Below are 15,711 nucleotides of genomic sequence, written 5' to 3' on the forward strand. Positions count from 1 at the left end.
ATCCCGGCCCTAGGATCAGGCCGTAAAGCGATAGCGGTGCAGCGAGCGCCCTTCGCGCCGCAGCCAGCCGCGCGCCGCTCCGACATCGCCGTCGTGCAATTCGTCGACCAGCGCGTGAAACGCCGCGCTATGGTCCATGTGGCGAAGGTGCGCGACCTCGTGCGCGACGGTCGCGCGGCGGACATGATCGGGTGCCATCACAAGCCGCCAGCTATAGCGCAGATCGCCATCATGCGTGCAACTGCCCCAACGGCTGCGCGGATCGCCGACGCCAATGCGGCCCACTGAAAGGCCCGCCGCGCCCGCGATCTCGCGGCTTTCGCGCTCCATCAGGTCGAGTGCCTGCGTCTTCAACCAACGCTCGATGCGGCGGCCGACGGTCTCGCGCGGGCCGCCGACGCGTAAATTTTCGCCGTCCAGACGGATCGCGCGCGGCGCGGCGGCATCCCAATCGATATGCCGTTCGACGCCAAGAAAGGGCACCGCGCTGCCGGGGCCGACGATGACGGGAAGCGCCGCCTTGCCGACCTGCTCGATCAGCCACGCCTGCTGCTCGCCGGCCCATTTCAATGCTGCGCGCTCGTTCGTCCGTCGTGGAACCGTCAGGCGCAATTCACCGCGCGCGCCGTCGAACACAAGCCGATAGCGGCGCGACTGTGCATGGCGCACGACGCGCACGGGCCAAGCTTCATCGCCGACCCAGATATGCGGCCCTTCGGGGGCGAAGTCAGACGATGCGTTCGACAAGATGATTCTCGAGCGGCCCGGCGACGTCTTCGCCGACCGTCCAGCCGACGATCGATTCGCCCGCGCGGTGCACCGCATCGCGGTCGCCGCAGACGAGATAATGCCAGTCGGGCAGTGGCTCGCCCTCGGCGCGCAGGCGATAGGCGCAGGTCTGCGGCAGCCATTCGAGGTCGTCGACCTTCGCTTTGGTCAGCGTCAGGCAATCGGGAACGTGGCGGCGGCGATGCTTGTAATCGCTGCAGCGCGCGGTCTTGAGGTCGATCAGGCGGCACGCGACATTGGTCGGATAGATGCGGCCCGTGTCCTCGTCCTCAAGCTTGTGCAGGCAGCATTTGCCGCAGCCGTCGCACAGCGCCTCCCATTGCCCGGCGTCAAGCGTGGCGAGCGGCGCTTCCCAGAAGGGGCGGTTCGATGTCGCCCCCGCTGCCATCATTTCACCCACTTCGCCAACTCGGCCGCGACCTTGTCGGGCGCACCCTCGTCGATATCGGACGACGGATCGTCGAGCGGCAGCAGCGCGAGCGGCTTGCCGTCGGGGTCCATCAGAAAGGCAAGCTGGCTGTGCGCCATCAGATAGCGGTCGGGCGCCGAACCCTCGACCTTGTTGTACGTCACGACATAGGCTTTCGCGACCGCCGCAATCTGTTCGGGCGTGCCGGTAAGGCCTAGCAGGCGCGGATGATAACGCGCGACGAAAGGCTTCAGGGCTTCGGGCGTGTCGCGGGCCGGATCGACGGTAATGAATAGCGGGACGACCTTGGCGCCGCGCGCGGCGTCGGTCTTTTCGAACTGCGACAGGCCGCGCATCAGTTTTTGCAGGTCGACCGGGCAGATGTCGGGACAGAAGCTGTAGCCGAAATAGACGAGGCGATATTTGCCCGCGAAATCACTGTCGCGAACCGTCTTGCCGTTCTGGTCGGTGAGCGTGAAGGCGCCGCCGATGCGCGCTCCTTCCAGCGGGGGCTTCGCCGCTGGTGCGTCGCCGCCGCCGCTGCACCCGGCAAGCGCTGCGCCAAAAGCGATCATCAGGCTTGCACGGACCAGCCTTTGTCCCATATTTGCGATATTCATCATGCAGCCAGCCTTGGTCGGCTAGCCGCGGAAAATCAACCTTTGTCGTCGCGCGAGCGGCGGACAAATTGCCCCAGGGGTCGCCGATCATGTTTCGCCGCGCGGAATTCCGCTTCGCCGCTTTCGTCGCTGTGCTGGTCGCCGCGACGGCTCTGTTGCTCAACCCCGCGCAGGCGCAGTACCGCGGCGGCTACGCCTTTCTGCAAGCGGTCGAAAGCCGCGACGGGACGAAAGCGACCGATGCGCTGAAGGACGATCCCTCGTTCATCAACACGCGCAACCCCGACACCGGCGAAACCGCGCTGATCATCGTTGCCAAGCGGCGCGACACCAACTGGCTGCGCTGGTTGCTCGCCAAGGATGCCGATCCGTCGGTCAGCGACCGCCAGGGCGTGACGCCGCTGATGCACGCCGCGCTGATCAACTTCACCGACGGCGCCGAGGAACTGATCAAGGACAAGGCGCCCGTCGACCAGGCCAACCGGCGCGGCGAAACCGCGCTGATCCTCGCGGTTCAGAGCAAGAATGTCGCTATGGTACGTCTGCTGGTCCGGAACGGCGCAAATCCTGACAAGGCTGACCATGTTGCCGGCATGTCGGCGCGCGAGTATGCGAAGCGCGACGACCGTACGGGGCAGATCACGGCGCTCCTCGATGCCAAGCCCGACGGCCCAGTGCGCGATTTCGGGCCCAAGATCGGCCCGAACTGACCAACGCAATGTGATATGAAGATTGACAATCACATTTCAGTGTGAGAAACAATCTTCATGTCTACACAGCTCATCGATCGCATTCGCGCCATCGTCGACGACGGGGCGATGTCCCGCTCGGGTCTCGCCCGCGCCGCGGGCCTCCACGCCAACAGCCTTCGCGATCTCGATTCGCCCGGCTGGAACCCGACGGCGGAGACGCTGCGCAAGCTGGAGAATTGGCTCGCGAACGGCAGCGACCTGTCGCCGATGGCGACGCCGGAGGAAATCATTGCCGAGGCGCGCAACGGGCGCATGTTCATCCTCGTCGACGACGAAGACCGCGAGAATGAGGGCGACCTTGTCATCCCTGCGCAGATGGCGACCCCCGACGCGATCAATTTCATGGCGACGCATGGCCGCGGCCTCATCTGCCTGACGCTCACCAAATCGCGCGTCGACACGCTCGGCCTCGAACTGATGAGCCGCCAGAACGGCACGCGGCACGAAACCGCCTTCACCACGTCGATCGAGGCGCGCGAAGGCGTCACCACGGGTATTTCGGCGGGCGACCGCGCGCGTACCGTGGCCGTGGCGATCGACGCGGGCAAGACCCGCGACGATATCGTCACCCCCGGCCACATCTTCCCGCTGATCGCCCGCGACGGCGGCGTGCTCGTCCGCGCCGGCCATACTGAGGCGTCGGTGGACATCGCGCGGCTCGCCGGACTCAATCCGTCGGGGGTGATCTGCGAGATCATGAACGATGACGGCACGATGGCGCGCCTCGACGACCTCGTTCCCTTTGCGCGGCGCCACGGGCTCAAGATCGGCACGATCGCCGACCTGATCGCTTATCGCAACCGCAGCGACCGGTTGGTCGAATGCGTGTCCGACGACCCGTTCGAATCGGATTATGGCGGCGACTGGCGCCTCAAATCCTATCGCAACAAGATCGACGGCACCGTCAATCTGGTGCTGCAAAAGGGCCCGGTCGACCCGGAGGGCGTGACGCTCGTCCGCATGCATCCGGTGTCGATCTTTGACGACATCATGGGTCGCCCGGGGCCGAAGAAGCGCCGCCTGCAGCGCTCGATGGACGCGATCGGCGAAGCTGGCGCGGGCGTGATCGTGATGCTGATGCGTCCGCTCCCCGGATCGGCCGACGCCGACGCGACCCCCGCGCCGAGCGGCGGCATGGACCTTCGCACTTATGGCATCGGCGCGCAGATTCTCGCCGACCTCGGCGTCCATGCGATGGAACTGCTCACCCCCACCCACAGCAATATCGTCGGCCTCGAAGGCTATGGCCTGTCGGTCGTCGGCGAACGCCCCATTCCCGGAGAAGCCTGATGGCGCATGTCCTGATCGTCGAAGCCCGTTTCTACAGCCACCTCAACGACATGCTGCTCGACGGCGTGCGCAGCGCGCTCGAGGCCGATGGCCATAGCCACGAAACGGTGACCGTGCCTGGTGCGCTCGAGGTGCCTGCGGCGATTTCGCTCGCCGCCGACACCGGGCGTTTTGACGCCTATGTCGCGCTCGGCGTCGTGATCCGCGGCGAGACCTATCATTTCGAGGTCGTGTCGAACGAAAGCGCGCGCGGCATCATGGCGCTGACGCTCGACGGCCTTGCGATCGGCAACGGCATCCTGACCGTCGAAAACGAGGAACAGGCGCTTGCGCGCGCCGACAAGACGCGCAAGGATAAGGGCGGCGAAGCGGCAAAGGCCGCGCTCGCCATGCTCGCGCTGAAGGAGCAATTCGGCATTGGTTGATCGCCCGCCTCCCAGCCGTTTTTCCGTCGTCGAGCGCGGCGGCCGGCTGGTGGTGATCGACAGGGAAACCGGCCAGACCCCGCCGACCGCGGCCGAACGGATGGACCTTCACGACCGCAAGATGGGGGTCGAGCCCATTCGGCCTGCCAAGCCAAGCGCAGCGCCCGATCTGTCCGCCGCGGCGCGCGCCGAATCGGGACTGAGCGCGCGTCCTGCGCCCGCGCGGCAACAGGCGGTATCGGCCGCCCCTGCGAACAGCGGCAGGGAACGTATTGCCGCCGCTGTCGTGGAGCGTAACAAGCGGCCTTGGACTGCTTCGCAGCCGAACGATCGGCCTGCACCGGCCGCGAGCCCTGTTCCCGCGCGGATCGAGGGCCGCGCCGCGCCGCAGGTCGGCGGCCGCAAGACGATCGTCACCGCCAGATGGTGGGATTCAAAGGGACCGCGCACGATCGATCTCGGCCCCAAGGGTCAGGCCGAGCTTACCGGCGGCTTCATGATGCTGTTCTTCGGCCTGGTGATCGCGGCGATCGTCGCGGCCTTCGTCGAGCCGCTGATCCTCTTCGTCGGCGCCTTTGCGCTGTTCCGTTTCGGCAGCAATATCCTGGGGCCGATCGGGGCCGGCATCGTCGACAAGGCGCTCGCCGAAAAGGGATGATCCGGACAGCACCAAGCCGCCCGGATCATGGGACATCTTACGCCGTTTGCAGCGCCGGATAGTCGGTGTAACCAACCGGCCCCGGCGAGTACCAGGTCTGCGGATTGTCGGCCGTCCATTCGGCGCCGGTCTGGATCCGTTCGACCAGGTCGGGGTTGCCGATGAACGGGCGTCCGAATGCGATCGCGTCGGCGCTGCCGTTCGCAAGCGCCTCCTCGGCCAGCGCGACATCATAGTCGCTGTTCAGGATCAGCGGACCTTTGAAGGCGGCGCGGATCGCGGGCGACTGTTTGGGCACGTCGGTGCGGCCGAAGGTGCCCTCGGGCCCCGGTTCGCGCAGCTCCAGGAAAGCGATGCCGAGCGCGTCGAGCGCCGCGGCCGCGGCCGGGAACAGTTTCTCCGGCGCGCTGTCGTCGACGCCCTGCGTCTCGCCATTGGGCGAAAGGCGTACCGCGACGCGCTCCTTGCCCCAGACGCCGATCAGCGCCTCGGTGACTTCGCGCAGCAGGCGGATGCGGTTCTCGACCGAACCGCCATAATCATCGTCGCGCAGGTTCGACCCGTCGCGCAGGAACTGGTCGATCAGATAGCCGTTCGCGCCGTGCAACTGCACGCCGTCGAACCCGGCCTTCTTGGCATTTTCCGCCGCCTTCACATAATCGGCGATGACGCGCGGGATTTCGTCGAGGCGCAGCGGGCGCGCTTCCTCCAGGTCCTTGCGGCCGACCGGCGTATGCGCGCGGCCGGTGCCGGTGGTCGCCGACGCCGAAACCGGCTGCTTGCCATCGTTGAATACCGAATGGACCAGGCGGCCCATGTGCCAGAGCTGCGCAACGATGCGCCCGCCGGCTTCATGCACGGCATCGGTCACCGGCTTCCAGCCTTCGACCTGCGCGTCGGTCCACAACCCCGGCGCGCTCGGCCAGCCAAGGCCTTCCTGCGAGATGCCGGTGGCTTCGGAAATGATCAGCCCGGCCGATGCGCGCTGGCGATAATATTCGAGCGCCAGCTCGTTCGGTACGAAGCCAGGTCCGGCACGACCGCGCGTCAGCGGCGCCATGATGATGCGGTTCGGGGCGTCGATCGCCCCCAGTTTAATCGGATCGAATAGTGATACGGCCATGTTTCCTCCACGTCGCACTTTCTTCGCGACGACCCCTTCGGCCGCCGCTATGGCCCGCGAAGCTATGGACGCAGCGGTGCCGGCACAATGGTACGTAGCAAAAGAAAATCTAAATGACAGCGAAGATGGACAGTATCGGTGCGGCGCCGGCGGGCGAGACGGGGGCGAACCGCTGGGCGTTCGCGGCGCTGATCGGCGGCAATGTCGCGTTGTCGCTCGGCGCGATGCTCGTTCGCCTTGCCGACACCGGCCCCACCGCGTCGGCTTTCTGGCGCATGACAATCGCGCTCCCGCTGATCCTGCTCTTCGCATGGCGCGAAAGCGGCGGGCGGGCGCCCCCGCGCCGGGCGATGTGGATTGCCGCGATCGCCGGAATCTTCTTCGCGCTCGATCTTGGGACCTGGCACATCGGCATCCTCCATACCAAGATCGCCAACGCGACCTTGTTCGGCAATTGCGCCAGCCTGCTGCTCGTCCTGTGGGGCGTGTTTCTGACGCGCACGCTGCCGCACGGCTGGCAGGCGCTCGCCGTGCTCCTCGCCTTCGCGGGGTCGGCGCTGCTCATGGGCCAAAGCTATGAAATGTCGTCCAATTATCTGCTCGGCGACCTGTTGAGCCTGCTCGCGGGCATACTTTATACCTGCTACGTGATCCTGATGCAGCGCGTGCGCGACACGCTCGCGCCATGGACGGCGCTTTGTATCGCCTCGATCGTCTGCGTTCCCGTGCTGCTCGGCACCGCCCTCGCGCTGGGTGAGACGATCGTGCCGCGCGACTGGACCCCGCTGATCCTGCTTGCGCTCACCAGCCAGGTTGTCGGTCAGGGGCTGATGATCTGGTCGTTGCCCCGCTTCTCTCCCCTGGTGCTGGGGCTGACCCTGCTGATCCAGCCCGCGATCGCCGCGCTCGCCGGCTGGCTGATGTTCGACGAACTGCTGGGGCCGGTCGATATTTTCGGCGGCATGCTCGTCGGCGCTGCGCTTGTCTTGATACGGTTGCCGAGCCGCCGCGCGGCGCCTATCTGACGGTCATGGCTTCGATCCTTCCCGCCGACCCGACCCTCGACGAGATTCGCGCTGCGCTTGCGCCGCTGATCGCGGCGTCGGCGGCGTTCGACGGCTTCGGCGACGCCGTCCTCGTCGACGCGGCGGCGCGGGTGGGTATCGACGCCGACGTCGCACGCCTCGCCTTTCCGGGCGGCGGGCGCGACATGGTCGACGCGTGGTTCGCCGATATCGACGCGGCAATGGAGGCCCGCTGGCCCGCCGAGAAACTCGCGACGCTGAAGATCCGCGATCGTATCACGACGTTGGTCGAAACGCGCATCGGGCTGCTCGCGCCGAATCGCGAATCGCTGCGCCGTGCACTATCTTTGCTTGCTTTGCCCACCAACGCGCCGCACGCCGCAAAGCTCGGCTGGCGCGCCGCCGACCATATGTGGCGGCTCGCGGGCGACACCGCGACCGACTATAATCACTACAGCAAGCGCGCGATCCTTGGCACCGTCTATGGCTCGACGATGGCGGTGTTCCTGAACGACGAGAGCGACGACTTTGCCGACACGCGCGCCTTCCTCGCCCGCCGCATCGACCAGGTGATGCGTTTCGAAAGCTGGAAGCATCGCCGCGCATCGCGCAGCATCGAACGGCCAAGCTTCGCACGCTTCGTCGGGCGGCTGCGCTATCCGGGGCGCTGACCGGTTTCGATAAAGGACTGGCGTCGTACGAGCGATATTGATAATCGCTCGCAAATGACTGCTTTCGAAAATATGCTCGATCGTGCGCCGCTGGGCGTCGCGGTCCGGATTGCCCGTATCGACTGGACTGCAATGTCGGAGGATGAAGGACGGCGCCTGCGCGAATTCGGTTTGATGGAGGGGTGCGAAGTCACTCCGCTTCACCGCGGCAGCATCTTTTCGCGCGATCCGCTGGCGCTCACCGTCGGTCGCATGAAAGTGATCATCCGCGGCAAGCAGGCTGCCGCGATCATGGTGGAGCCTGCGGCGTGACCGGCGCAATCCCTTCGATCGCCCTAGTCGGCAATCCCAATGCCGGCAAATCGAGCCTGTTCAACGCGCTGACCGGCGCGCGGCAAAAGATCGCCAATTACCCCGGCGTCACCGTCGAGCGAAAGGCGGGGCATGCAAGCTTTGCCGACGGCCGCCCGATATCGCTCATCGACCTGCCCGGCACCTACAGCCTGACGCCTGCGAGCCTCGACGAGGCGGTGACGCGCGACGTCGTGCTCGGTAAACAGGATGGCGAAAAGCGCCCCGACGCGCTGATCGTCGTGCTCGACGCCGCAAACCTCGACAATCATCTTTGCTTCGCGCTCGAACTGCTCGAACTTGGCCTGCCGACCGTCGTTGCGCTCAACATGCTCGACCTTGCCGAGCGTGACGGGCTGACGCTCGATGCCCAGCGGCTGTCGAAAGAATTGGGCGTGCCTGTCGTGCCGACGGTTGCGGTGCGCAAGCGCGGTTTGACCGATCTTCTCGCGGCGGTCGACGGCGCGCTCCAGTCGCATCAACCGCATGCCGCCGCCGCGCCCGCCCAAGCGAATGATGCATCGCTGCACCAGCGCGCGCGGACGATCGCGCGCGCCGCGATCCTCACCGAAACGCCTGTGCGCCGCTGGACGCAGCGTGTCGACAATGTCGTACTGCACCCCGTCGCGGGCATGATCATCCTGCTCGCGCTGATGTTCGTCATGTTCCAGGCGGTCTATGCCTGGGCCGGCCCGCCTGCCGATGCGCTCGAAGGGCTGGTCGGCGTGCTGCAGGGTTGGGTGGTCGACAATATACCGCAGAACTTCCTGCGCGATCTGGTGGTCGAGGGGCTGCTCGCGGGTGTCGGTGCGGTCGTCGTTTTCCTCCCGCAGATCCTGATTCTCTTCCTCTTCATCCTGTTGCTCGAAGCATCGGGCTATATGACGCGCGCCGCCTTTCTGATGGACGGGCTGATGGGCCGCGTCGGCTTGTCGGGGCGCGGTTTCATCCCGCTGCTGTCAAGCTTTGCCTGCGCGGTTCCCGGCATCATGGCGACACGCGCGATTCCCGATGAAAAGGACCGATTGACGACGATCCTCATCGCGCCGCTGATGACCTGCTCGGCGCGTCTGCCAGTCTATGCTCTGATCATCGCTGCCTTCATCCCCAACCGCGGGGTCGGCGGCACCGGTATCGGGCTGCAGGGGGTCGTGCTCTTCGGCCTCTATCTCGCGGGTATCGTCGGCGCACTTGTCGTCGCCTGGGCGCTGCGCCGTACCGTTGCAAAGGGCACCAACGCGGGCTTCATGATGGAAATGCCGCGATATCAGATGCCGCAGTGGCGCGACATCGCGCTTGGCCTGTGGCAGCGCGCGTGGATTTTTCTTCGCCGTGCGGGCACGATTATCGCGATGACGACGGTCGTCCTGTGGCTGCTTCTTACCTTCCCCCAAGCGCCCGAAGGCGAAAGCCAGGTCGAATATAGCGTCGCCGGCCGGATCGCGAGCGGGCTGGAGGTCGTCGTCGCGCCGATCGGTTTCAACCACGACATCGCTCTCGCGTTGATCCCCGCGATGGCGGCGCGCGAAGTTGCGGTGTCGGCTATGGCGACCGCGAACGCGATCGACGCCGACGGTGATGAAGATGCGATGGCACAGTCGCTCGGCGAACGACTGCAGGGCAAATGGAGCCTCGCGACGGCGCTCGCTTTCCTCGCCTGGTTCGTCTTTGCGCCGCAGTGTATTTCGACCATCGCGATCACACGGCGAGAGACCAATGGATGGAAATGGCCCATGTTCATGGTTGGCTATTTGTTCCTGCTCGCCTATGCCGCTGCCGGAATCACTTACTGGACAGCCGTCGCCTTTGGACTAGGCTGATCCTCCACATTTTATAGCGGAGCGGAGCGGCAATGGCTGGCAGCGTCAACAAGGTAATTTTGATCGGCAACCTCGGCGCCGATCCCGAAATCAAGTCGTTCCAGAACGGTGGCAAGGTCGCGAATCTCCGCATCGCGACGTCCGAACAGTGGAAGGACCGGATGACCGGTGAGCGCAAGGAGCGCACCGAGTGGCATCAGGTCGTGATCAACGGCGAAGGGCTGATCGGCGTCGTCGAGCGCTTCCTGAAAAAGGGCTCGAAGGTTTATATCGAAGGTTCGCTGCGCACCCGCAAATGGCAGGACCGCGACGGCAACGACAAATATACGACCGAGATCGTGATCGCTGGCATGGGCGGCACGCTGACCATGCTCGACGGTGCGCCGGGCGGCGGCGGTGGCGGCTCGCGCGGTGGTGACAGTTGGGCGCAGGGCGGCGGTTCGTCGGGTGGCGGCGCGTCGGGCGGCTGGGATCAGGGTGGCGGTTCGGGCGGCAGCTCGGGCGGCGGCTGGAATCAGGGCGGCGGCGGCAGTTCGGGCGGCGGACGCCCGCCGTTCGACGACGATCTGGACGACGACGTTCCGTTCTGAGGACGGGTTTTAGGCGATGACGGATATGATCACCGCCGCGGATGTCGCGCGCGGGGTATGCCGGCTGTTCGCGCAGCAAGGACTGGTCGCGATTCCCGAGGTGTCCTTGCCCAACGGGCGGCGCACCGACCTCACCGCGATCGACGCCAAGGGCAATATCACGATCGTGGAGATCAAGGTCAGCCGTGCCGATCTGCACGGCGACGGCAAATGGCCCGACTATTGCGACTGGTGCGACCGTTTTTATTGGGCGCTCGCTTCCGGGCTCGACCCCGCGATCCTCGAGACCGAGGGCTATCGCCCCGAAACCTCCGGCCTGATCGTCGCCGACCGTTATGGCGCGGCGGTGGTGCGCGAAGCCGCGAACTGCAACCTCGCGCCCGCGCGGCGCAAGGCCGAGTTGCTGCGGATCGGGCGGCTCGCGATGCGACGCTCAATGATTGCGGCCGACCCCGAACTGGCTGCCGGCTGGATCAAAGGCCAGTAGAGCTTAGGCGCTAGAGCTTAGGCGCCGCGTGCCTGCATTCGCGCGAGGTAGCGCGCGAGGATATCGATCTCGAGATTGACCGGGCGGCCTGCCGCGGCCTCGTCGAGCGTCGTCATTTCCTGCGTGTGCGGGATGATGTTGAGCGTGAAATGCGCCTCGCCATTCGGCTGGTCGGTCACTTCGTTGACCGTCAGCGAGACGCCGTCGACGGTGATCGAGCCCTTCGGCGCGATATGTGGCGCAAGCGTCGCGGGCGCGGCGACGGTGACCGTGATGCTGTCGCCGACGGGTTCGACCGACACGATGCGCCCGATGTCGTCGACATGCCCCGTGACGATGTGCCCGCCAAGCTCGTCGCCGATCTTCAGCGCGCGTTCGAGGTTCAGGCGGCGTCCCTTGTCCCACATGCCGGGAGCGGTACGCGCGAGCGTTTCGCCGCTCGCGTCGATCGCGAACCAACCGCCAGGGCCGTTGCTGCCCGCATCGACACCCTTTTCGACGACGGTCAGGCACGCGCCCGAACAGGCGATCGAAGCGCCAATGTCGATGCTGCCGACATCATAGGCGGTGTCGATGACGAGCCGCGTATCGCCGCGATCCTCGCGGCTGCGAATGGTGCCGATGTCGGTGATGATGCCGGTGAACATGCGTGCGTTATCCTTCTCTGACGCGCTCGTAGACGTCGAGCCGGTCGCTGCCAAGCAGGCGACTGTCGGAAAGGCGCCAGCGGCCATGTGCATCGGCCAGATCGGTGAGGCCGATGTCGCCGAGCGCGGCCTTGCCGCCGCCGATCAGGATCGGCGCGCGATAGAGCAGAAGCCGGTCGACGCGGTCGGCGGTGAGGAAGGCGGATGCTGCTCCGGCGCCGCCCTCGACCAGGATCGAATCGACGCCCTCGATGGCTTCGGGTGAGGCGATCGCGGTCCAGCCGTCGGGCGCGGCTCCCGACGTCAGCAGCAGTTTCTTCGGGCTGCGATCCTCCAGCCCCGGCAGGCGCACGTCGAGCTTTGGCGCGTCGGCTTCGAACGTGCCGCGTCCGACCAGGATCGCCTGATGTTGTGCGCGTTCGAGATGCCCGTGCGCGCGGGCGCGCTCGCCGGTGATCCAGCGGCTCGACCCATCGGCGCGGGCAATGCAGCCGTCGAGCGAGGTCGCGAGCTTCAACGTCACGAACGGCCGCGCTTCCGCGCGGCGCGTCCACCAGGGTGCCATCGCACTCCGCGCTGCGCCCGGAAGGAGGTTGAAAACGACTTCGATCCCGGCCGCCTGCAGCCGCGCGATGCCTTTGCCGTCGGTGCGTGGGTCGGGGTCCTGCGCCGCGATCACGACGCGCGCGATGCCGGCGGCAATCAGCGAATCGCTGCACGCCGGGCCGCGCGGGCTTTCATGCGCACAGGGTTCCAGCGTGACATAGGCGGTCGCCCCGCGCGCTGCTTCGCCCGCTGCCGCGAGCGCAATCGCTTCTGCATGCGGACGTCCGCCCCGCTGCGTCCAGCCGCGCGCGACGATCTTTCCCTGCTTGACGATGAGGCAGCCGACGTTGGGATTGGGTGCCGAGACTGGCCGACCGCGCTGCGACAGCGCGATAGCATTGGCCATCCAGTCGGCATCGGCAGGCCCCCGCTGCATGCGCTCAGTCGGCGGTTTGGTTGGGCTGCGCCCCGCGCGCTGCGCGCTCGGCCAGCGTCGAGCGGACCTGCACTGGTTCGCGCTTCTTCTTTGCCGCCGCGGCCGCCTCTTCGCCCAGCGTCTCGCGCGTCACCTTGTCGGCCTCGGTCGAATCATATTCGATACCCAGGCTGTCGGCGAAGCGCTGATACTCGGCGCGCTTCTGCGCGTTATGCAGCGTTGTTTCCTTGGCACGCGCTACCCAGTCGGCGCGAATATCCGCCGCGCTGCGGTTCGCGGTCCAGTTCTCGAAATAGATGATCTGTTCCTTGGGCTTTTCATAAGGGATCAGATATTTCTCGACGCCGGTGAAAATCAGCCAGGTCAGCGCCAGCGCGACGCCCCAGATCGCCCAGCGATGCGGGCGGGGTTCGCGAACATAGGCCCAGAAATCGGACAGGCCGCCGCTGACATCCATTTTGTTGAACATTCCCATGCGCGCAATTTAGGCGATGTCGCGGCGATTTGCGAGAGGGCGTGCGAATGGGAGCGATTGCGCCGAATGACGAATGTGAGCGTTCTCGATTGCAAAAAATGCAATAGCAGATGTGCTTTTCGCAGTTGCAACATTCATTGTGCAGTGCAATATCACACTTGCCTTTTAGGCATCCTCTCCCAAAACTTTCACGGGCCACCCTCGGGTGGCCCTTTTTTTTCGACCTTTTTGATTGAGAGGGTCGATTCGGAACATCCGCCTCAGTCTTGCGTCGGCATCCGCGTTTCGAATCGTCGTACTTCGGCGATAAAGCTGCCCGGCAGCGGCGTCGGTTTTCCGCTATCGGTATCAAGATGCGCATAGCTGATTTCGATATCGGTCAGCCGCTCGTTTCCGCGAAAAACGCTACAATGAACCGTGAAGTTCGTACGGCCGAAACGGCTGATTCGGGCTGCGATCGTGATTAGTTCGTCAAGCCGCGCAGGCGCGTGATACTCGATCTCACAATGCGTTTCGCGGATGTCTGTACCATATTGGTGAAAATATGGTCCGGGCTGTCCCTCGCCAAGCGCGCGGAAATATTCGGTCACCCCGATGTCGGCGTAGACCAGATAATTGGCGTTGAAGACGATATTCTGCCCGTCGATCTCGTTGAAGCGTACGCGCACGCGCTCCTGTACGCGAAAATCGGCCAGCGGCACGTCGCTGCGGCTATCGGTCATGCCCGGCCTCAGGCCGCGAGCGCGGCGCTGATGCGGTCGAGCGGCGCGCAAGCTGCTTCGAGCCATGCCCGCTCCTCGCCTTCCATCCCCGCGCCGACCTTTTCCAATACCGCGGCGTGATACGCGTCGAGCCAGTCGGCTTCGGCGGGTGAGAGCATCGCGACATCGACCAGATTTTGCGCGATCGGGGCAAAGGTGATCGTCTCGAACCCCAGCATGTCCTCCTCGGCGCCCTCGATGCTTTGCGGCGTGACGACGACGAGATTTTCGATGCGGATGCCGAAATGGCCTGCCTTGTAATAGCCGGGCTCGTTCGAGAGGATCATGCCGGCGTGCAGCGCTTCTTCGGTCCCCGCCTGCCCGCCGGCGGGTTTGGCGATGCGTTGCGGCCCTTCGTGGACCGCAAGATAGGATCCGACACCGTGCCCAGTGCCATGCGCATAGTCGACCCCGTCGGCCCACAGATATTGGCGCGCCAGAATATCGAGCTGGCTGCCGCGCGTCCCCTTGGGGAAGCGCGCGGTGGCAAGTGCGATATGACCTTTGAGCACCTGTGTGAAGCGGCGACGCATCTCGGCGGTGGGTGCCCCGATCGCGATCGTCCGCGTGATGTCGGTCGTTCCGTCGGCATATTGGCCGCCCGAATCGACGAGATAGAGCGTGCCGGTCTCTACCGCCCGGTTGGTCGTCTCATCGACCTTGTAATGCGGTAGTGCGCCGTTGGGGCCGGCGGCCGAGATGGTGTCGAACGACAAATCCTTCAGCACGCCGCTCTGGTCGCGGAATTCGCGGAGCTTCGCCGCTGCGCCGAGTTCGTCTAGTCCACCCTGCGGTGCGACCGCTTCCATCCATTTGAGGAAGCGCGCGACAGCAACGCCGTCGCGGACATGCGCCGCGCGCGTACCATCAAGTTCGGCGTCGTTCTTGATCGCCTTGGGCAGCACCGCGGGATCGCGATGGCGCTCGATCCTGGCGCCCTCCGCTTCGAGTGCGGTGAAGATCGCGGCGACGGCGCGGTCGGGATCGACCGCCACCTTCTTGTCCTTGAGGTCCGCCAGCGCCGCCTCGAACGCGTTTCGATCATGGATCCGGACGCTGTTGCCCAGATGCGCGCGCACGGCGTCGGTGACCTTTTCAGGAGCGATGAACAGGTCGGCGGTGGCATCGGCGTGGAGCAAGGCGAAGGCCAGCCCGACCGGCGTGTGGCTGACGTCGGTGCCGCGGATATTGAACGTCCAGGCGATCGAATCGAGCGCGGTCATCACGGTCGTATCGAGGCCCTTCGCCTTCAGCCAGTCGGCGATGATTTCGCGCTTCTCGACCGCACCCTGCCCCGCGAGCGCGGCATCGTGAACGGTCACCACCGCGTCGCTCGGCGCCGGCTGGTCGTCCCATGCGGCGTCGAGCGGGTTGGGCGTGACGGCGACAAGGCTAGCGCCCTTCGCGGCGAACCCCTTTTCTAGCGACCGTGCCCAGTCGATGCTGTGCAGCCAGGGATCGTAACCCACCTTCTGCCCCGCGCTCACGTTGGCGCCGAGCCATTCGGCGACGCTCGACTGCGGCACGCCGACATAATCGAACAGCGTGCCGTCGACCTGATCGCGCACCTGCACCGTATAACGCCCGTCGACGAACACCGCCGCCTTTTCGGGAAGCACGGCGGCCGTCCCGGCCGATCCGCCGAAGCCCGTCAGCCAGGCCATGCGCTGCGCATAGGCCCCGACATATTCGCTCATATGCTCGTCGCTGATCGGCACGATGAAGCCGTCGAGGCCGCGTGCGGCGAGTTCGGCGCGGACGCGGGCGAGCCGTTCTGCGTGGACGGGGCTGGACATGGCTAGTTCCTTGTTCCTACATCGCAGCATTCCTGCCCGA

The 15,711-nt window shown here is 65.6% G+C and carries 19 protein-coding genes; 10 read left to right on the forward strand and 9 right to left on the reverse strand.

From position 1 onward, the window contains the following. Nucleotides 1-15 precede the first annotated feature (15 nt). Genes SC1_RS20115 through SC1_RS20125 form a run of 3 tightly spaced genes read right to left on the reverse strand, consistent with a single transcriptional unit; the run spans nucleotide 16 to nucleotide 1,821 of the window. Nucleotides 16-747: a M48 family metallopeptidase gene (locus SC1_RS20115; RefSeq protein WP_238586792.1), complete on the reverse strand. Its 732-nt coding sequence runs from the start codon at nucleotides 745-747 to the stop codon at nucleotides 16-18. Then, nucleotides 728-1,180 carry a YcgN family cysteine cluster protein gene (locus tag SC1_RS20120; RefSeq protein ID WP_062186352.1) on the reverse strand — a complete coding sequence of 151 codons (453 nt, stop codon included), beginning with the start codon at nucleotides 1,178-1,180 and terminating at the stop codon, nucleotides 728-730. The genes SC1_RS20115 and SC1_RS20120 overlap by 20 nt, the downstream gene beginning before the upstream one ends. Next, nucleotides 1,177-1,821 (reverse strand): SCO family protein, encoded by a 645-nt coding sequence (locus SC1_RS20125; protein WP_152682498.1) that lies wholly within the window; start codon nucleotides 1,819-1,821, stop codon nucleotides 1,177-1,179. The genes SC1_RS20120 and SC1_RS20125 overlap by 4 nt, the downstream gene beginning before the upstream one ends. 86 nt (nucleotides 1,822-1,907) lie before the next feature. Here SC1_RS20125 and SC1_RS20130 point away from each other — a divergent pair, with 86 nt between their 5' ends. Genes SC1_RS20130 through SC1_RS20145 form a run of 4 tightly spaced genes read left to right on the forward strand, consistent with a single transcriptional unit; the run spans nucleotide 1,908 to nucleotide 4,943 of the window. After that, on the forward strand, nucleotides 1,908-2,528 hold the full coding sequence (locus SC1_RS20130) for an ankyrin repeat domain-containing protein (RefSeq protein ID WP_062187063.1): 621 nt from the start codon (nucleotides 1,908-1,910) through the stop codon (nucleotides 2,526-2,528). 57 nt (nucleotides 2,529-2,585) lie between these two features. Continuing rightward, nucleotides 2,586-3,860, forward strand: coding sequence for a 3,4-dihydroxy-2-butanone-4-phosphate synthase (gene ribB, locus SC1_RS20135; protein ID WP_062186354.1), 1,275 nt, complete (start codon nucleotides 2,586-2,588; stop codon nucleotides 3,858-3,860). Continuing rightward, nucleotides 3,860-4,285 (forward strand): 6,7-dimethyl-8-ribityllumazine synthase, encoded by a 426-nt coding sequence (gene ribH, locus SC1_RS20140; RefSeq protein WP_062186355.1) that lies wholly within the window; start codon nucleotides 3,860-3,862, stop codon nucleotides 4,283-4,285. The genes ribB and ribH overlap by 1 nt, the downstream gene beginning before the upstream one ends. Beyond that, the gene (locus tag SC1_RS20145; RefSeq protein WP_062186357.1) at nucleotides 4,278-4,943 is read left to right on the forward strand and encodes a hypothetical protein; all 666 of its coding nucleotides are present in this window, start codon (nucleotides 4,278-4,280) and stop codon (nucleotides 4,941-4,943) included. Before ribH ends, SC1_RS20145 begins: the two co-directional genes overlap by 8 nt. Nucleotides 4,944-4,980: 37 nt before the next feature. Here the strand turns inward: SC1_RS20145 and SC1_RS20150 are convergent, their stop codons facing one another. Then, nucleotides 4,981-6,066 carry an alkene reductase gene (locus SC1_RS20150; RefSeq protein ID WP_062186359.1) on the reverse strand — a complete coding sequence of 362 codons (1,086 nt, stop codon included), beginning with the start codon at nucleotides 6,064-6,066 and terminating at the stop codon, nucleotides 4,981-4,983. A 113-nt stretch (nucleotides 6,067-6,179) separates the two neighbouring features. Here SC1_RS20150 and SC1_RS20155 point away from each other — a divergent pair, with 113 nt between their 5' ends. From SC1_RS20155 to SC1_RS20180, 6 genes are read left to right on the forward strand one after another with little or no spacing between them, the layout of a single operon-like run. Continuing rightward, complete coding sequence (locus SC1_RS20155) at nucleotides 6,180-7,091, forward strand: DMT family transporter (RefSeq protein WP_238586793.1); 912 nt, start codon at nucleotides 6,180-6,182, stop codon at nucleotides 7,089-7,091. 5 nt (nucleotides 7,092-7,096) lie between these two features. Beyond that, entirely contained in the window at nucleotides 7,097-7,762 is a 666-nt protein-coding gene (locus SC1_RS20160; protein WP_062186361.1) for a COQ9 family protein, read from the forward strand. A 54-nt stretch (nucleotides 7,763-7,816) separates the two neighbouring features. Beyond that, the gene (locus SC1_RS20165; protein WP_238586794.1) at nucleotides 7,817-8,074 is read left to right on the forward strand and encodes a FeoA family protein; all 258 of its coding nucleotides are present in this window, start codon (nucleotides 7,817-7,819) and stop codon (nucleotides 8,072-8,074) included. Beyond that, nucleotides 8,071-9,933 carry a ferrous iron transporter B gene (locus SC1_RS20170; RefSeq protein ID WP_062186363.1) on the forward strand — a complete coding sequence of 621 codons (1,863 nt, stop codon included), beginning with the start codon at nucleotides 8,071-8,073 and terminating at the stop codon, nucleotides 9,931-9,933. The genes SC1_RS20165 and SC1_RS20170 overlap by 4 nt, the downstream gene beginning before the upstream one ends. 32 nt (nucleotides 9,934-9,965) lie before the next feature. Further along, nucleotides 9,966-10,523: a single-stranded DNA-binding protein gene (gene ssb / locus SC1_RS20175; RefSeq protein ID WP_062186365.1), complete on the forward strand. Its 558-nt coding sequence runs from the start codon at nucleotides 9,966-9,968 to the stop codon at nucleotides 10,521-10,523. Nucleotides 10,524-10,539: 16 nt separating this feature from the next. Continuing rightward, nucleotides 10,540-11,010, forward strand: coding sequence for an MmcB family DNA repair protein (locus tag SC1_RS20180; RefSeq protein ID WP_062186367.1), 471 nt, complete (start codon nucleotides 10,540-10,542; stop codon nucleotides 11,008-11,010). Nucleotides 11,011-11,027: 17 nt separating this feature from the next. On the opposite strand, the gene SC1_RS20185 is transcribed toward SC1_RS20180, so the two are convergent. The 5 genes from SC1_RS20185 to SC1_RS20205 form a co-directional block, all read right to left on the reverse strand. Continuing rightward, nucleotides 11,028-11,657: a riboflavin synthase gene (locus tag SC1_RS20185; RefSeq protein WP_062186369.1), complete on the reverse strand. Its 630-nt coding sequence runs from the start codon at nucleotides 11,655-11,657 to the stop codon at nucleotides 11,028-11,030. A 7-nt stretch (nucleotides 11,658-11,664) separates the two neighbouring features. Beyond that, nucleotides 11,665-12,609, reverse strand: a complete 945-nt coding sequence (gene ribD, locus SC1_RS20190; protein ID WP_062187068.1) for a bifunctional diaminohydroxyphosphoribosylaminopyrimidine deaminase/5-amino-6-(5-phosphoribosylamino)uracil reductase RibD — start codon at nucleotides 12,607-12,609, stop codon at nucleotides 11,665-11,667. Between the two features lie 34 nt (nucleotides 12,610-12,643). Beyond that, nucleotides 12,644-13,114: a hypothetical protein gene (locus tag SC1_RS20195; protein WP_062186370.1), complete on the reverse strand. Its 471-nt coding sequence runs from the start codon at nucleotides 13,112-13,114 to the stop codon at nucleotides 12,644-12,646. A gap of 260 nt (nucleotides 13,115-13,374) precedes the next feature. Further along, nucleotides 13,375-13,836, reverse strand: a complete 462-nt coding sequence (locus SC1_RS20200) for a thioesterase family protein (protein WP_062186372.1) — start codon at nucleotides 13,834-13,836, stop codon at nucleotides 13,375-13,377. 8 nt (nucleotides 13,837-13,844) lie between these two features. Then, complete coding sequence (locus SC1_RS20205; protein ID WP_062186374.1) at nucleotides 13,845-15,671, reverse strand: aminopeptidase P family protein; 1,827 nt, start codon at nucleotides 15,669-15,671, stop codon at nucleotides 13,845-13,847. Nucleotides 15,672-15,711: the final 40 nt, after the last annotated feature.

It is taken from the genome of Sphingopyxis sp. C-1 (assembly GCF_001047015.1).
In the GTDB taxonomy this organism is placed as follows: Bacteria; Pseudomonadota; Alphaproteobacteria; order Sphingomonadales; family Sphingomonadaceae; genus Sphingopyxis.

What these genes read in the sequence shown, in the direction of transcription:
- SC1_RS20205 (WP_062186374.1), bottom strand. Translation starts at nt 15,671, where the DNA reads ATGTCCAGCCCCGTCCACGCAGAACGGCTCGCCCGCGTCCGCGCCGAA.
- SC1_RS20200 (WP_062186372.1), bottom strand. Translation starts at nt 13,836, where the DNA reads ATGACCGATAGCCGCAGCGACGTGCCGCTGGCCGATTTTCGCGTACAG.
- SC1_RS20120 (WP_062186352.1), bottom strand. Translation starts at nt 1,180, where the DNA reads ATGATGGCAGCGGGGGCGACATCGAACCGCCCCTTCTGGGAAGCGCCG.
- ribB (WP_062186354.1), top strand. Translation starts at nt 2,586, where the DNA reads ATGTCTACACAGCTCATCGATCGCATTCGCGCCATCGTCGACGACGGG.
- SC1_RS20150 (WP_062186359.1), bottom strand. Translation starts at nt 6,066, where the DNA reads ATGGCCGTATCACTATTCGATCCGATTAAACTGGGGGCGATCGACGCC.
- SC1_RS20160 (WP_062186361.1), top strand. Translation starts at nt 7,097, where the DNA reads ATGGCTTCGATCCTTCCCGCCGACCCGACCCTCGACGAGATTCGCGCT.
- SC1_RS20125 (WP_152682498.1), bottom strand. Translation starts at nt 1,821, where the DNA reads ATGATGAATATCGCAAATATGGGACAAAGGCTGGTCCGTGCAAGCCTG.
- SC1_RS20195 (WP_062186370.1), bottom strand. Translation starts at nt 13,114, where the DNA reads ATGGGAATGTTCAACAAAATGGATGTCAGCGGCGGCCTGTCCGATTTC.
- SC1_RS20185 (WP_062186369.1), bottom strand. Translation starts at nt 11,657, where the DNA reads ATGTTCACCGGCATCATCACCGACATCGGCACCATTCGCAGCCGCGAG.
- SC1_RS20180 (WP_062186367.1), top strand. Translation starts at nt 10,540, where the DNA reads ATGACGGATATGATCACCGCCGCGGATGTCGCGCGCGGGGTATGCCGG.
- ribH (WP_062186355.1), top strand. Translation starts at nt 3,860, where the DNA reads ATGGCGCATGTCCTGATCGTCGAAGCCCGTTTCTACAGCCACCTCAAC.
- ribD (WP_062187068.1), bottom strand. Translation starts at nt 12,609, where the DNA reads ATGGCCAATGCTATCGCGCTGTCGCAGCGCGGTCGGCCAGTCTCGGCA.
- SC1_RS20155 (WP_238586793.1), top strand. Translation starts at nt 6,180, where the DNA reads ATGACAGCGAAGATGGACAGTATCGGTGCGGCGCCGGCGGGCGAGACG.
- SC1_RS20130 (WP_062187063.1), top strand. Translation starts at nt 1,908, where the DNA reads ATGTTTCGCCGCGCGGAATTCCGCTTCGCCGCTTTCGTCGCTGTGCTG.
- ssb (WP_062186365.1), top strand. Translation starts at nt 9,966, where the DNA reads ATGGCTGGCAGCGTCAACAAGGTAATTTTGATCGGCAACCTCGGCGCC.
- SC1_RS20165 (WP_238586794.1), top strand. Translation starts at nt 7,817, where the DNA reads ATGACTGCTTTCGAAAATATGCTCGATCGTGCGCCGCTGGGCGTCGCG.